The sequence below is a fragment of the Rhizobium laguerreae genome, from assembly GCF_002008165.1.
GTDB classification, from domain to species: Bacteria; Pseudomonadota; Alphaproteobacteria; order Rhizobiales; family Rhizobiaceae; genus Rhizobium; species Rhizobium laguerreae.
In genome coordinates, this window is sequence record NZ_MRDM01000002.1 from 319,306 (window position 1) to 334,546 (window position 15,241).

Sequence of the window (15,241 nt, forward strand, 5' to 3'; positions counted from 1 at the left end):
AATCGTTTTGAGCGCTACGGCGGCCGCCGGAGCTTGCCGCGGCAGCGGTTTCCAGGTGCTGAAACAGGGTGTCCCGAACAATCGAGAACAGTTCTAAACGCCCTGCATTACAGCGCATTCATTTGCCATTCAGGTCGCGTGAGTACATATTCGGGGCAAGTTGGCATTACCTTGGAAGCATAACACATGGCCTTTCCTCTGAGCGTCGCAGCATTGGCCGCCGGACTGGTGGTATCGGCGCCCTCACCGGACGCCGCGGGCACTTTTGTCGTGCGTATCGGAGGCGATTGCAGCGCCGCCGCAGCCCAGGTCGTCGAGCAGACGGGCGGCCAGCTCCTGTCCGTGCAACCGGTGGGCGATACCTGCATCATCACCGTTCTCGTGTCCGGCAATGGCCAGCGTCCACGCAAGGTGACGGTAAAGGTTCCGATGTAGGCGGAATCGGCTTATTCAGGACATTGAACGATTTGAAGCGGACGAAGGCGGACCGATGCGCATCCTGGTAGTCGAAGACGACGTTAATCTGAACCGGCAGCTGGCCGACACGCTGAAAGAGGCGGGCTATGTCGTCGACCAGGCGTTCGACGGCGAGGAAGGCCATTTCCTCGGCGACACCGAACCCTATGACGCCATCATCCTCGATATCGGCCTGCCGGAGATGGACGGGGTTACCGTTCTTGAAAAATGGCGCGGCGCCGGCCGCGGTGTGCCGGTGCTGATCCTGACGGCGCGCGACCGCTGGAGCGACAAGGTCGCCGGCATCGACGCCGGTGCCGACGACTACGTCACCAAGCCCTTCCATGTCGAGGAAGTGCTGGCCCGCATTCGGGCGCTTATCCGGCGCGCAGCCGGGCATTCCTCATCCGAGATCATCTGCGGGCCGGTGCGGCTCGATACTAAATCCTCGAAGGCGACGGTCAACGGCACGACGCTGAAGCTGACCTCGCACGAATATCGCCTGCTTTCCTATCTCATGCATCACATGGGCGAGGTCGTCTCGCGCACGGAACTGGTCGAGCATATGTACGATCAGGATTTCGACCGCGATTCCAACACGATCGAGGTCTTCGTCGGCCGCCTGCGCAAGAAAATGGGGGTCGACCTGATCGAAACGGTGCGCGGTCTTGGTTACCGTATCCAAGCGCCGAAACATGCGAATTAAGTCGCTCACCGCACGTGTGTTGTTGCTGACCACGGTCTGGTCGACGGTGGCGCTGGTGGTGATCGGTCTGCTGATCTCCACCCTCTACCGCAAGAGCGCCGAACGCGGTTTCCAGGATCTGTTGCGGGCGCAGCTCTACAATGTCATCAATTCGGTGACGATCGGCGATCAGGGCGCGCTCAGCGGCAGCCCGCAGCTCGGCGACCTGCGTTTTGCCCAGCCGAAGACCGGCTGGTACTGGGTGGTGGAGCCGCTCGGCACCTATACGACCGCACCGCTGGTGTCGCCTTCGCTCGGCTCGGCGCTCATTGCGGTTCCCTCCGTGGTCGAGGCGCCCTTCGACAAGAATTACGAGCGCTACTACCAGGTGACGGATGCTTCCGGGAACCGCGTGCAGGTAGCCGAAACCGAAGTGGTGCTCGATACCGACGGGCGCGCGGCGCGCTTCCGCGTCACCGGCAACGTCGATGTCGTCGAAGACGACGTGCGCACCTTTTCCCACAGCCTCTATCTGGCGCTCGCCGGTTTCGGCGTCGGCAGCCTGATCGTCAACGCGCTGGCGATTCTCTACGGCCTTAAGCCGCTCGACAAGGCACGCGCCGCGCTGGAGCGCATCCGCGCCGGCGAGAGCGAACAGCTGAAAGGCGACTTCCCGCGCGAAATCCTGCCGCTCGCCAACGAGGTGAACGCGCTGATCGACAGCAATCGCCGCATCGTCGAGCGAGCCCGCATGCAGGTCGGCAATCTCGCGCATTCGCTGAAGACGCCGATCGCCGTGCTCCTCAACGAGGCGCGCGTGCTCGAAAAATCCCATGGCGAGCTGGTGCGCAGCCAGGCGGAATCGATGCAGGGGCAGGTGCAGTCCTATCTCAATCGGGCGCGCATCGCCGCGCAGCGCGAATCCGTGCTCGCCCGCACCGATGCCGAGCCGGCGCTTGAACGGCTGGTGCGCGTCATGCGCCGGCTGAACGTCGATACCGAATTCGATCTGGTCGTCTCGCCACCGCATCTGGCCGTTGCCATGGAGCAGCAGGATCTCGAGGAGACCGTCGGCAATCTCCTGGAAAATGCGGCGCGTTTTGCCAAGAGCAGAGTGCGGCTTTCGGCCGTCGAGGCCGGCGAGGATGTGAAGGGGGTAGAGGCGAGCGCGCGCCGCCACTGGGTGGAGCTCGCCGTCGAGGATGACGGGCCGGGCCTGGAGCCGGACCAGATCCGCGAGGCGCTGAAGCGCGGCCGCAGGCTCGATGAAAGCAAACCCGGAACCGGACTCGGCCTTTCGATCGTCACCGAGATTTCCAACGAGTACCAGGGACGGCTCGAGCTTTCCCGCGGTGAATGGGGCGGGCTGAAGGCGAAGCTTATCCTGCCCGGCGTCACAAAGGATGTTGCATGAGCAACTGCTTGATGTCACAAAGATACTGGCAAATGTATAGCATGCTTTGCCTTAATGCTGACACGGGGACGCTGCACTTCGATCGGCTGAAATTGACCCCTGATCGTGGTTCGACGCAATGATTTTACGCTCGCAAGGCATGATCGTTTCCGCTCTTCTCGTCGCCGTCGCGCTGTCCGGCTGCACGACGACGAAGAGTGCCGCTTCGCGCGGCATTTTTTCGAGCAAGCCCTCGGCATCGGCCGCCTTCATCACCGCGCTCCAGGGCGGCATCGTCGGCCGCAGCAGCGTGAGCTTGACCGACAGCGACAAGCAGCGGGCGCTCGAGGCGGAATATCGGGCGCTGGAAGGGGCGGCAGTCGGCCAGCCGATGCTCTGGACCGGTAAGGACGTGACCGGCAAGGTGGTCGCGGCGGCACCCTATCAGGTCGGTTCGCAGAACTGCCGGCAATATACCCATACGCTCACCGTCGACGGCAAGGACACCGTGGTGCGCGGCGCTGCCTGTCGCAACGACGACGGCAGCTGGTCGCCGCTCTGAATTGCGGCCAATAGAGCGCCGCGCGTCCGACAGGACACGCTAAAGACGCTCTATCACTTTAAATGGCGCATGATCCTTTCCGAAAATCGATTCCGATTCTCGGGGTTATGCGCTAGCCTCAAATCTTCGTCATTCCGGCTTTGGCAGTTGGAATGACGGCGCGCTTCACGTATTTGGGCGACATGCTGTTCTGGATTCTCGTTGCCGTTATGACGGCAGCCCTCGCCGTTATCCTGCTCTACCCCCTTCTGCGCGGAGCGAAGGCGGCGGAGAATATCCGCGCGGGCGAGGCGGCGGTCTATCGCGACCAGTTGCGCGAACTTGACCGCGATCTCAACGGCGGGCTGATCACCCCGGAGGAAGCCGATTACGCCAGGGCGGAAATCGGCCGGCGGCTGATCGCCGTCTCTGCCGATGAGCCGGCTGAGACGGCGAAACCCCCAGGGCATCACCGTTTCACCGAGGCCGTCGTGCTCCTGGTCCTGCCGGTTCTCGGGCTCTGTCTTTATTTGACGACGGGCAGGCCGGACCTGCCCTCGCAGCCGCTGGAAGCGCGGCTGGAAAATCCCGGCAACGACGTGGCGGTGCTGATCACCAAGGCGGAACGGCACCTGGCTGAGAAGCCCGATGACGGCAAGGGCTGGGACGTGCTGGCGCCGATCTATTTCCGCACGATGCGCGTCAACGATGCGCAACTGGCCTATCGCAACGCGATCCGGCTTCTCGGTCCGAGCCCGGCCCGGCTCGACGGGCTTGCCGAGACGTTGATGGCGGTCTCGGACGGCGTGGTGACGGAGGAGGCGCGGCAAGTGCTGGAACAATCGCTGACGCTGGAACCTGACAATCCGCGTGCCCGCTTCTACATAGCCCTCAGCATGGAGCAGGCGGGACGGTCAAAAGAGGCGCGCCAGGCTTTTGAGACTCTGGCAAAACAATCGCCCGCCGATGCGCCCTGGCTGCCGTTGGTCAACGAGCATATCGCCATGAACGGCGGCGCGAAGGCGAGGGTTGATCCGGCTGCCCCGGGCAATCCCACGCAGCAAGATGTGGCGGCGGCCGAGACTATGAGCGCGGGCGACCGGCAGCAGATGATCCGCGGCATGGTCGAGAGCCTCGATGCCAAGCTTAGCGAGGAACCGAACAATTTCGAAGGATGGGTGCGGCTCGTCCGCTCTTATGCCGTATTGAACGACAAGGATCGCGCGGCAGGCGCCCTGAAGCGCGGGCTTGCGGCCTTTCCGCCGCCCGGCGAACAGGGCAGGCAATTGCTGGCGCTTGCCAGGGAACTCGGCATAGCCACGGAGGGAGCGACGCAATGACGCGCAAGCAGAAGCGCCTTGCGGTGATCGGCGGCGGCATGGGCTTCATCATCGCCGCCGTGCTGCTGGTCATGTTCGCCTTCGCCCAATCGGTCGCCTATTTCTACATGCCGGCCGATCTCGCCAAGACGCCGGTGGCGCCGGAAACCCGCATCCGCCTCGGCGGGCTGGTCGGCGAGGGCAGCGTCGTGCGCGGCACAGGCTCGACGGTGGAATTTGCCGTCACCGACGGCAGCACCAATGCCGTGAAGGTCAAATATACCGGTATTCTCCCCGATCTCTTCCGCGAGGGCCAGGGTGTCGTCACCGAAGGCATGTTTGCCACTGGCACGAACGTTTTCGTCGCCGACACCGTGCTTGCCAAGCATGACGAGACCTATATGCCGAAGGATGTGGCCGACAGGCTGAAATCCCAGGGGCTGTGGAAGGAAGGCCAAGGCCAGGAAGGTCCTGGGAAGCAAGGCCCAGGAAAGGAAAGCCAAGCGCAGGAAGTGAAGGCGACGCCATGATCATCGAGATCGGCCATTACGCGCTGGTGCTGGCGCTCGCCACGGCGCTCATCCTTTCCATCGTGCCGGTAATCGGAGCCCGTCGTCACGACCGGGCGATGATGGATGTGGCGACGATCGGCTCGCTGGCAATGTTTGCGCTCGTGGCCTTCTCCTTCGCCGTGCTGACCTATGCCCATGTCGTCTCGGATTTCTCGGTCGAGAACGTCTGGGAGAATTCGCATTCGCTGGTGCCGCTGCTCTATAAATATTCCGGTGTCTGGGGCAATCACGAGGGATCGATGATGCTCTGGCTGTTGATCCTGACACTGTTCAGCGCGCTCGTCGCCGTCTTCGGCCGCAATCTGCCGGAGACGCTCAAGGCCAATGTATTGGCCGTGCAGGCCTGGATTTCGGTCGCCTTCACGCTGTTCATTCTTTTGACCTCCAATCCCTTCCTCCGTCTCGATCCGGCGCCGGCCGAGGGCCGCGATCTCAATCCGGTTCTTCAGGATGTCGGCCTCGCGATCCACCCGCCGCTGCTTTATCTCGGTTATGTCGGCTTCTCCGTCTGCTTCTCCTTTGCCGTCGCTGCCCTCCTGGAAGGACGTATCGACGCCGCCTGGGCGCGCTGGGTGCGGCCCTGGACGCTGGCGGCCTGGACCTTTCTGACGCTTGGCATCGCCATGGGCTCCTACTGGGCCTATTACGAGCTCGGCTGGGGCGGCTGGTGGTTCTGGGATCCGGTGGAAAACGCCTCCTTCATGCCGTGGCTCGCCGGCACCGCACTGCTGCATTCGGCGCTCGTCATGGAAAAGCGCGAGGCGCTGAAGATCTGGACGGTGCTGCTTGCCATCCTCACTTTCTCGCTGTCGCTGATGGGCACCTTCCTGGTGCGCTCCGGCGTGCTGACTTCGGTGCATGCCTTTGCCAGCGACCCCTCCCGCGGCGTCTTCATTCTTTGCATTCTGCTGATCTTCATTGGCGGGGCGCTGTCGCTGTTTGCCTTCCGCGCGCCGAAGCTGTCGGCAGGTGGGCTGTTTGCGCCGATTTCGCGTGAGGGCGCGCTCGTCGTCAACAATCTGATCCTGACGGTTGCCTGCGGCACGGTGCTGACGGGCACGCTCTATCCGCTGCTGTTGGAAACGCTGACCGGCGACAAGATTTCCGTCGGAGCGCCCTTTTTCAACCTGACCTTCGGCCTGCTGATGGCGCCGCTGATCGTCATCGTGCCCTTCGGGCCGATGCTGGCCTGGAAGCGCGGCGATCTGCTCGGCGCCCTGCAGCGGCTCTATGTCGTCGCAGGTCTGGCCTTCCTTGCCGCGCTGGCCTTCTTCTATATCGAACATGGCGGGCCGGTGCTTTCGGTGCTCGGCCTCGCTGCCGGGCTGTTCCTCATCTTCGGTGCGATCGCCGATCTCTGGTATCGGGCCGGCATCGGTAAGGTCGCGGCAAGCCTTGCCTGGCGCCGGCTTTCCGGCCTGCCGCGTTCGGCCTTCGGCACGGCCCTTGCCCATGCCGGGCTCGGCGTCACCGTGCTCGGCATCGTCGCGGTTACGACGTTTGAGACGGAGCACGTCATCGAGATGAAGCCGGGGCAGGTGACCGAGGCCGGCGGTTACAGCCTGCATTTCGACGGCATGCAGCCGGGGACCGGGCCGAACTATACCGAGGACCGCGGCCACTTCACCATCCGCCGCGCCGGTGTCGCAGTTGCCGATACCTGGTCGGCCAAGCGCCTTTACACTGCTCGCCAGATGCCGACGACGGAGGCCGGCATCCTGACCTTCGGGCTCAGTCAGCTCTATGTATCGCTCGGTGACGCCACCAAGGACGGTGGCATCGTCGTGCGCATCTGGTGGAAGCCGTTCATTCTTTGCATCTGGGGCGGAGCGGTGTTCATGGCCTTCGGCGGCCTCGTCTCGCTCAGCGACAGGCGCCTGCGTGTCGGTGCGCCGCGCCGCAAGGCGAAGCCGGCAAGGCCGGCAGCTCCCGCAATGGAGCCGGCGGAATGATGCGGCGTCTGCTCCTCGCTGTCGTTTTGCTGCTGATGGCGGCCCCCGCCTTTGCCGTCAATCCGGACGAGGTGCTGGCCGATCCGGCGCTCGAAGCGCGCGCCCGCGCCCTTTCGGCGGAACTGCGCTGCATGGTCTGCCAGAACCAGTCGATCGACGATTCCAACGCCGATCTGGCCAAGGACCTGCGCCTGCTGGTGCGCGAGCGCATCGCCGATGGCGACAGTGACGAGGCGGTGCTGAGCTATATCGTCTCGCGCTACGGCGAGTTCGTGCTGCTGAAGCCGCGTGTCAGCATGAAGACGGTGCTGCTCTGGGGCGCACCGGTGCTGCTGGTGCTCGCCGGCGGGATGTCACTGCTGGTCTTTGCGCGCAAGAGGGCCGGCAAGCCGACCGGCAGCAAGCTGACGGCAGACGAGCAGGCGAAGTTGAGCGAGCTTCTCAAGAAATAATCGACCAGGCTGGCCGGCAGGCGAGCATTTCTAGCCGCCAGAGAGGCCGGCGGCACGTTTGGCCGAAAACAAACCTTGCAAACATTACGAACTTTTCATTGGCCGGACAGTTCGCAGTAAGGTGCGGCGTCCTATATCTTTCGTCATCGACTGATCCGGCGTCGCCGGTCTGAAGATCTAAGAACAAGAGAAGGTGCTCCAATGCTCAAGAATTTCAACGGACGTCCGTCCCTCGCTACTGTGCTCAAGGCTTCTACCGTCGCCGGTATCACAGCCGCTGTGCTCGCAACCGGCGTTCCGCTCGAAATCACCCGGTCTTATGCCGAAGCTGTCAAGGTTCAGGCGCCTGCCGTTCCGAGCTTCGCCAATGTCGTCGACGCCGTTTCGCCGGCCGTCGTTTCCGTCCGGGTCGAAAACCGCGTCAATCCCGTCTCCGACAACAACAATGACGGCTTCTCCTTCGATTTCAACGGCCGCGGCTTCGACGACCTTCCCGATGATCATCCGCTGAAGCGGTTCTTCAAGCAGTTCGGCCAGGATCCGAATGATCAGCAGGGCCATTCCAGGCGCTTCGGCCAGAACGGCCCGAATGGTGGTCCGGGCGGCAAGGGTCGCCTCCGCCCCGTCGCCCAGGGTTCCGGCTTCTTCATCTCCGAGGACGGCTATATCGTCACCAACAACCACGTCGTTTCTGATGGCCAGGCCTTCGTCGCTGTCACGAATGACGGCACCGAGCTCGATGCCAAGCTGATCGGCAAGGATCCGCGCACCGACCTCGCCGTGCTGAAGGTCGACGGCAAGGGCAAGAAGTTCACCTACGTCAACTGGGCAGACGACAACAACGTCCGCGTCGGCGACTGGGTCGTTGCCGTCGGCAACCCCTTCGGCCTCGGCGGCACGGTCACGGCCGGCATTGTCTCGGCCCGCGGCCGCGATATCGGCTCCGGTCCTTATGACGATTACCTGCAGGTCGATGCCGCGGTAAACCGCGGCAACTCCGGCGGCCCGACCTTCAATCTCAGCGGCGAAGTCGTCGGCATCAACACCGCAATCTTCTCGCCGTCGGGCGGCAGCGTCGGCATCGCCTTCGCCATTCCCGCCTCGACCGCCAAGGATGTCGTCGCCGATCTGATGAAGGACGGCCAGGTCTCGCGCGGCTGGCTGGGTGTGCAGATCCAGCCGGTGACCAAGGATATCGCCGAATCCATCGGTCTCTCCGAGCCGAGCGGCGCCCTTGTCGTCGCCCCGCAGGCCGGATCGCCGGGTGACAAGGCCGGCATGAAGGCCGGCGACGTCGTCACCGCGCTGAACGGTGAGACGATCAAGGATGCGCGTGATCTCAGCCGCCGCATCGGCGCGATGCAGCCGGGCAGCAAGGTCGAGCTTTCGGTCTGGCGCGCCGGCAAGGCCCAGCCTCTCACCGTCGAACTCGGCACGTTGCCGATCGACCAGAAGGATGCGTCCGCCGATGACAGCAATCAGCCGCAGCAGCCTGAGGCACCGGCTTCCGAAAAGGCGCTTGCCGATCTCGGCCTGACGGTCGGCCCGTCTGACGACGGCAAGGGCCTGGCGATAACAGACATCGATCCGAACTCCGACGCCGCTGACAAGGGCATCAAGGAAGGCGAAAAGATCACCTCGGTCAACAACCAGGAGGTCTCCAGCGCCGACGATATCGTCAAGGTGCTGAACCAGGCAAAGAAGGACGGGCGCACCCGCGCGCTCTTCCAGATACAGTCCAATGAAGGAAGCCGTTTCGTAGCGCTTCCGATCAACGGCCAGGGCTGATCCCTAAGACAACTTGGAGCCGTGCGGACGAAACTCCGCGCGGCTCGATTCTTCTGCCTTTTGAAGGATGATCACGATGAGCGCCGCCCCGCAGGAAGATGCTTTGAGCCTTGCCGAAACGCAGCCGGCGGGTAATGTCGGCCGCATGAAGATTCTCATCATCGAAGATGATCTCGAGGCTGCCGCCTACCTCACGAAAGCCTTTCGCGAGGCGGGTATCGTTGCCGATCACGCCAGCGACGGCGAGAGCGGCCTGTTCATGGGGTCGGAAAATACCTACGACGTCATCGTCATCGACCGCATGCTGCCGCGCCGGGACGGGCTTTCCGTCATCAGCGAGTTGCGCCGCAAGGCCATCCATACGCCGGTCCTCATCCTCTCGGCGCTCGGCCAGGTCGATGACCGCGTGACCGGTCTTCGTGCCGGCGGCGACGATTACCTGCCGAAGCCCTATGCCTTCAGCGAGTTGCTGGCACGCGTCGAGGTGCTCGGCCGCCGCAAGGGCACGCCGGATCAGGACGTCGTCTATCGCGTCGGCGATCTCGAACTCGACCGGCTCTCCCATGAGGTGCGCCGCGGCGGCAAGGAGATCCCGCTGCAGCCGCGCGAATTCCGCCTGCTGGAATATCTGATGAAGAATGCGGGCCAGGTGGTGACCCGCACCATGCTGCTCGAAAATGTCTGGGACTATCACTTCGACCCGCAGACCAACGTCATCGACGTTCATGTCTCGCGCCTGCGCTCGAAGATTGAAAAGGACTACAACCAGCCGCTCCTGAAGACCATTCGCGGCGCGGGGTACATGATCAAGGATGAGGGATGAGCCGTTTCAGGGTTCTCTTCAAGTCCACAGCAGTCCGCCTTTCGGCACTCTACATTCTCCTTTTCGCCATCTGCGCCGCGACGCTCGTCTTCTATGTGACGGCGATGTCGGAGCGGCTGCTGACGGGCCAGATCCGCGACGCCGTCAGGCAGGAGGTGGAGCAGGTGCAGCGCGCCTATGACACCGGCGGCATGAACCTTCTCCTGCGCACGATGGAGCGGCGTGCACGCCAGCCTGGAGCCAACCTCTACATCATCGCCGGTCCCTCCGGCGATATTCTCGCCGGCAACGTCGCCTCGGTGCAGCCGGGTGTCTTCGAGGAGATCGGCTGGACCTCCGCGCCCTTCGGCTACCAACGCTATACTGACGGCGGGGGTGTCGAGCGCCGCCACAAGGCAATCGCCAATATTTTCGTGCTCGACAATGGCCTCAGAATCCTGATCGGCCGCGACCTCGGCGACCCCGAGCGTTTCCGTCTGCTGGTGCGCCAGGCGCTGATGGTGGCCTTGGCGATCATGGGGCTCGGCGCCATCATCATCTGGTTCGGCATCGGCCGCAACGCGCTGAAACGCATTGACCGCATGTCGGATGCCAGCAAGAAGATCATGGCCGGCGACCTGTCGCAGCGCCTGCCGGTGGGCGGATCCGGCGATGAATTCGACCGCTTGTCGATGTCGCTGAATACCATGCTGGAGCGCATCGAGAAGCTGAACGAGGGACTGCGGCAGGTCTCCGACAACATCGCCCACGATCTCAAGACGCCGTTGACGCGGCTGCGCAACAAGGCGGCCGATGCGCTCGGTGTCGCCGATGGCGAGGCGCGGCGCACCGCGCTGGAAGGCATCATTTCCGAATCGGACCAGTTGATCCGCACCTTCAACGCGCTGTTGATGATCTCCCGCGTCGAGGCCGGATCGGTCGCCGCCGAGATGTCGCCGGTGGAGCTTTCGGCCATCGTCGCCGACAGCGCCGAGCTTTACGAGCCGGCGGCGGAGGAGGCCGGGCTCGGCCTCAGCTCCAGCATCGAGCCGGATGTCGAGGTGCAGGGCAATCGAGAGCTGATCGGCCAGGCAATCTTCAATCTGCTCGACAATGCCATCAAATATTCCTCCGATACGGAAGGGGCGGGCAAGGTATCGCTGAAGCTTTCCCGCCGCCCGGATGGCATCTGCCTTTCGGTCGCCGACCATGGGCCGGGCGTTCCGGCCGACAGGCGCGACGACGTGGTGAAGCGCTTCGTCCGCCTCGATGAAAGCCGCTCGAAGCCGGGAACGGGGCTCGGGCTTTCGCTGGTGGAAGCGGTGATGGAGCTGCACAACGGCCGGTTGGAACTCTCCGATACCGATCCCGACAAACCTGAAAAGCGCGGATTGACCGTCAGCATGATCTTCCCCGCCAAGGCTGCCTGAGCTTTTCCGCCGAAATACGATGGGTTGAATCGTATATTGGCGGTTTGCCGCCAAGACCCTAGTTTAATGCCGGTCGAAGGAGGCGTTTCCGCGATTCTGCGGGACCGTTCCTTAGGCGCTAAAGCAGGGAGAGCGCATGCTGACGAAATCGACGCATGGCCTGAAGGATGTGGCCGAAGGGCTGCTACGTCCGCTGAACCAGACGGAGTTGAAGCTGGCGTTGGCCGACCTCCAGGAGGCCGGCGGACACGAGCCGTCGGTGGCGGCGATGCTGAAGACGGAAGGCCCGCTTCGCGATTTCATTGCGGCCGTGCTGACGCTGTCGCCCTATCTGCGCGAAATCGTCAATCTCGATCCCGCTATCCTCGCTGGTGCCATCACCCAGCCGCTGGAGCCGCAGATCGAGGCGCTGGTCGCCGAGGCGCGGCGCTGCTGGCGGCCAGACGAGGAGGGTGCTGCACCTGCCGAATCCGTAGTGATGAGCAGGCTGCGCATCATCAAGCGCAAGATGGCCTTCCTCGTTGCATTCGCCGATCTCGCGCGCATCTTCGACGGCCGGGCGACGACGGCCTGGCTGAGCGAGCTCGCCGAAGCGTCGGTTGCCGCCGCGATCGACCATCTGCTGCTGGCGGCGCATGAGGGTGGAAAACTCAGGCTGCGGGATCTGGCGGCGCCGAGCGAAGGGTCCGGGCTGATCGTGCTCGGCATGGGCAAACTCGGCGCAAGCGAACTCAACTATTCCTCCGATATCGACCTCGTCGTCTTCTTCGACGAACAGGCAGGCATCGTGCCCGACCCGGATGATGCGATCGAGGTCTTCCCGAGGATGATGCGGCGGTTGGTGCGCATCCTGCAGGAGCGGACAGCCGATGGCTACGTCTTCCGCACCGATCTCAGATTGCGACCCGATCCCGGTTCGACGCCGCTGGCGATCCCGGTCGATGCGGCGATGATCTATTACGAGGGCAGGGGCCAGAACTGGGAACGGGCGGCTTTCATCAAGGCGCGCGCCGTTGCCGGCGACCTCAAGGCTGGCGGCGATTTCCTGCGCGGGCTCGCCCCTTTCGTCTTCCGCAAATATCTCGATTACGCGGCGATTGCCGATATCCATTCGATCAAGCGGCAGATCCATGCGCATAAGGGCCACGGCGCCATTGCGGTCAAGGGTCACAACGTCAAGCTCGGCCGCGGCGGCATTCGCGAGATCGAATTCTTCGTCCAGACGCAGCAGCTGATTGCCGGCGGCCGCATGCCGGCATTGCGTGGCAGGGCGACGGAGGGGACGCTCGGTGAGCTCACCAAGGCGAAATGGATCGACGCGGAGACCCGCGACGAACTGACGGAGGCCTACTGGTTCCTGCGCGATGTCGAGCATCGCATCCAGATGGTGCGCGACGAGCAGACCCACCTGTTGCCGGAAACGGATGCCGACCTGAAGCGCATCGCCTTCATGATGGGCTTTTCCGACACGCCGAGCTTCTCCGAACGGCTGGTCGGCGTGCTGAAGACGGTCGAGCGGCGTTATGCCCACCTCTTCGAGCAGGAGAGCAGGCTTTCCACCGACACCGGAAATCTCGTCTTCACCGGTCAAGGCGACGACCCGGATACGCTGGAGACGTTGAAGAGGCTCGGTTTTACCAGGCCGTCCGATATTTCCCGCATCATCCGCACCTGGCACTACGGCCGCTACCGCGCGACGCAATCGGTCGAGGCGCGTGAAAGGCTGACGGAGCTGGCGCCGGAGCTCCTGCGGGTCTTCGGCGAAAGCAAGCGCGCCGACGAGGCGCTGCTGCGCTTCGACAGTTTCATCTCCGGCCTTCCCTCCGGCATCCAGCTGTTCTCGCTGCTCGGCAGCAACCCGGCGCTGCTGTCGCTGATCGTCAACATCATGTCCTCGGCACCCCGGCTTGCCGAGGTGATCGCCGCCAAGCCGCATGTCTTCGACGGCATGCTCGATCCGGGCCTGATGGCCGAGCTGCCGACGCGTGATTATCTCGGCGAACGGCTGAAGGGCTCGCTTGCCCAGGCGCGCCACTATGAAGAGGTGCTCGACCGGCTGCGCATCTTCGCCGCCGAGCAGCGCTTCCTGATCGGCATCCGCCTGCTTACAGGCGCGATCAACGGCGTGATGGCCGCACGCGCCTTTACGCATCTCGCCGACCTCGTCATTGCGGCGGCACTCGATGCCGTGGTCGGCGAGATGCGGGCAGCACACGGCGACTATCCTGGCGGGCGCATCGCGGTCGCCGGCATGGGCAAGCTCGGCAGCTTCGAGCTGACGGCCGGTTCCGACGTCGATCTGATCCTGCTCTATGATTATGACGATGCGGCTTCCGAATCCGACGGGCCGAAGCCGCTCGATGCGACGCGTTACTTCACCCGCATCACCCAGAGACTGATGGCCGCCTTGTCGGCGCCGACCGCCGAAGGCGTGCTCTATGAGGTCGACATGCGGCTGCGCCCATCCGGCAACAAGGGGCCGGTCGCCACCCGCATCAATGCCTTCGGCAAGTATCAGCGCGAAGAGGCATGGACCTGGGAACATATGGCGCTCAGCCGCGCCCGGCTGATTTGCGGCAATGAGAGCCTGATCGCCGAAGCGGAACATATCGTCCGCGAGGTGCTGTCGGCCGATCGCGATATTGCCAAGGTGGCGCATGATGTCGCCGAGATGCGCGCATTGATCGACACGGAAAAGCCGCCCTCCGGCCCGTGGGACCTGAAGCTCATTCCCGGCGGCGTCATCGACCTCGAATTCATCGCCCAGTATCTCGCACTGATCGCGCCGACCAGGGGCGTCGGCATTGCCGTCAATGGGATGAGCACCGGCGAGGCCCTGAAGGTGCTTGGCGACCCGCTGATGGTGACGTCCGATCTCGACATATGTCTCGAGGCCTTCGCGCTTTATACCGGACTTTCGCAGCTGATCCGCCTCTCCATCGACGGCCTGTTCGATCCGAAAGAAGCACCGGCGGGCCTCGTCGAACTCGTCTGCCGCGCCGGCGACTGCCCTGACATCAAGACGCTGGAAGCGGAGGTGAAGCGGCTGTCGAAAGCGGTTCGGAAAATATTCCTGAATGTCGTGAAAGCCTGATCTCACATCAGATGGAACGACCGCAGGATTATCTCGAGCATGGCCTGTCGGATTCTCGTTTAGCCGGTCGTCTTCAGGACAAAGCTATGGAGAACACCAATGACGATTACCATTACCGCCTTTGAACGGTCGCCCGATCGCGGCAAGGGTCTGGCGCGTGACATGCGCGTTCGCTGGGCGCTCGAGGAAGTGGGCCAACCTTACGACGTTCGTCTTGTTTCGTTCAAGACGATGAGAGAACCCGCGCATCTCGCACTTCAGCCTTTCGGGCAGATCCCGACCTATGAAGAAGGCGATCTCGCTTTATTCGAGTCCGGCGCCATCGTCTTCCATATTGGCGAGCGCCATGCGGGCCTGCTGCCGGACGACGCGAATGCCCGGGCACGCGCGCTTACATGGATGTTTGCCGCGCTCAACACCGTGGAACCACCGATCTTCGACCGCGCGCTCGCCATGATCCTCGAGCGCGACAAGCCTTGGTACGACCATCGCCTTTCCGCCGTTGAGGACAGCATCCGGAAACGGCTGACCGACCTCTCCCGCCGTCTTGGCGATGCCGACTGGCTCGATGGTGCGTTCAGCGCCGGTGACCTGCTGATGGTGTCGGTGCTGCTCAGGTTGAAGGGATCTGCTATACTGGAGGAATATCCGAACCTCTCCGCCTATGTCGCCCGCGGCGAAGCGCGGCCGGCATACAAGCGTGCTTTCGCCGCTCAGCTGGCCGTTTTTACCGCCGCATCGGCCGGCTGACGAACGA

At 63.4% G+C, this 15,241-nt stretch carries 13 protein-coding genes; all 13 read left to right on the forward strand.

Annotated elements, in window-relative coordinates; genetic code table 11:
* Positions 1-186: 186 nt before the first annotated feature.
* The 13 genes from BS630_RS01860 to BS630_RS01920 all read left to right on the forward strand — a co-directional run bounded on the left by BS630_RS01860 (position 187) and on the right by BS630_RS01920 (position 15,234).
* Positions 187-435, forward strand: a complete 249-nt coding sequence (locus BS630_RS01860; protein WP_020049234.1) for a hypothetical protein — start codon at positions 187-189, stop codon at positions 433-435.
* Positions 436-490: 55 nt separating this feature from the next.
* Positions 491-1,162 carry a response regulator transcription factor gene (locus BS630_RS01865; RefSeq protein WP_003546765.1) on the forward strand — a complete coding sequence of 224 codons (672 nt, stop codon included), beginning with the start codon at positions 491-493 and terminating at the stop codon, positions 1,160-1,162.
* Positions 1,152-2,555 (forward strand): sensor histidine kinase, encoded by a 1,404-nt coding sequence (locus BS630_RS01870; RefSeq protein ID WP_020049235.1) that lies wholly within the window; start codon positions 1,152-1,154, stop codon positions 2,553-2,555. Before BS630_RS01865 ends, BS630_RS01870 begins: the two co-directional genes overlap by 11 nt.
* Before the next feature lie 118 nt (positions 2,556-2,673).
* The gene (locus tag BS630_RS01875; protein WP_077976058.1) at positions 2,674-3,096 is read left to right on the forward strand and encodes a hypothetical protein; all 423 of its coding nucleotides are present in this window, start codon (positions 2,674-2,676) and stop codon (positions 3,094-3,096) included.
* Between the two features lie 182 nt (positions 3,097-3,278).
* A complete protein-coding gene (gene ccmI, locus BS630_RS01880) occupies positions 3,279-4,415 on the forward strand; it encodes a c-type cytochrome biogenesis protein CcmI (protein WP_420910164.1) in 1,137 nt (378 codons plus the stop codon).
* The gene (gene ccmE, locus BS630_RS01885) at positions 4,412-4,924 is read left to right on the forward strand and encodes a cytochrome c maturation protein CcmE (RefSeq protein ID WP_077976060.1); all 513 of its coding nucleotides are present in this window, start codon (positions 4,412-4,414) and stop codon (positions 4,922-4,924) included. The genes ccmI and ccmE overlap by 4 nt, the downstream gene beginning before the upstream one ends.
* Entirely contained in the window at positions 4,921-6,918 is a 1,998-nt protein-coding gene (locus tag BS630_RS01890; RefSeq protein ID WP_077976061.1) for a heme lyase CcmF/NrfE family subunit, read from the forward strand. Before ccmE ends, BS630_RS01890 begins: the two co-directional genes overlap by 4 nt.
* Entirely contained in the window at positions 6,915-7,370 is a 456-nt protein-coding gene (locus BS630_RS01895; protein ID WP_077976062.1) for a cytochrome c-type biogenesis protein, read from the forward strand. The genes BS630_RS01890 and BS630_RS01895 overlap by 4 nt, the downstream gene beginning before the upstream one ends.
* A 201-nt stretch (positions 7,371-7,571) precedes the next feature.
* Positions 7,572-9,158 (forward strand): Do family serine endopeptidase, encoded by a 1,587-nt coding sequence (locus BS630_RS01900; RefSeq protein WP_077976063.1) that lies wholly within the window; start codon positions 7,572-7,574, stop codon positions 9,156-9,158.
* A gap of 67 nt (positions 9,159-9,225) precedes the next feature.
* A complete protein-coding gene (locus BS630_RS01905) occupies positions 9,226-9,981 on the forward strand; it encodes a response regulator transcription factor (RefSeq protein ID WP_020485979.1) in 756 nt (251 codons plus the stop codon).
* Positions 9,978-11,390: a sensor histidine kinase gene (locus BS630_RS01910; RefSeq protein WP_077976064.1), complete on the forward strand. Its 1,413-nt coding sequence runs from the start codon at positions 9,978-9,980 to the stop codon at positions 11,388-11,390. Before BS630_RS01905 ends, BS630_RS01910 begins: the two co-directional genes overlap by 4 nt.
* 136 nt (positions 11,391-11,526) lie before the next feature.
* Positions 11,527-14,484, forward strand: coding sequence for a bifunctional [glutamine synthetase] adenylyltransferase/[glutamine synthetase]-adenylyl-L-tyrosine phosphorylase (locus BS630_RS01915; protein ID WP_077976065.1), 2,958 nt, complete (start codon positions 11,527-11,529; stop codon positions 14,482-14,484).
* Between the two features lie 99 nt (positions 14,485-14,583).
* Positions 14,584-15,234: a glutathione S-transferase family protein gene (locus BS630_RS01920; protein ID WP_077976066.1), complete on the forward strand. Its 651-nt coding sequence runs from the start codon at positions 14,584-14,586 to the stop codon at positions 15,232-15,234.
* Positions 15,235-15,241: the final 7 nt, after the last annotated feature.